Here is a 504-nt window from a genome sequence, read left to right on the forward strand (position 1 = left end):
CGAAGGCGAGGTGGGGATCGGCGTCCTTGAGCACGCTGTAGAGGTTCTTGAGCCCTTCACGCAGCTCGCGAGCGCGCTCCGGCGCCATCAGGTTGTCGAGAATGGGCTTGTCGTACTCGTCCACCAGCACTGCCACGCGCTGGCCGTATCGTTGATGGGCGCCGCGGATCAAGGCGGAGAACTCGCCGGCAATGTCGGTCTGGCGGTGTAGCGGAACGCCGAGCCGCTCGCGGGCGATGAAGAGCTGGTCTCGGATGCGTTCGTCCAGCTGCTGGCGGTTCTGCATCACGCCGTCGGCAAAGCTCAGGCGAACCACTGGGTGCTGGGCCTGCCAGTCCCATTGGTCGTGGATGTAGAGGCCTTCGAAGAGCGTTTCACGGCCTTCGAACAGGCAGCGCAGGGTGTCGACCAGCAGGCTCTTGCCGAAGCGCCGCGGCCGCGAGAGGAAGTAGTACTTGCCCGCTTCCACCAGGCGGTGGATCGGCTCGGTCTTGTCGACGTAGT

General features: G+C 64.9%; 1 protein-coding gene. It reads right to left on the reverse strand.

Annotation, left to right across the window (positions count from 1 at the left end):
- The coding region (locus tag GFD32_RS15820; protein ID WP_163577572.1) for an AAA family ATPase at nucleotides 1–504 on the reverse strand (504 nt) is incomplete at both ends.

This window comes from Halomonas faecis (assembly GCF_010993975.1).
GTDB lineage: Bacteria > Pseudomonadota > Gammaproteobacteria > Pseudomonadales > Halomonadaceae > Halomonas > Halomonas faecis.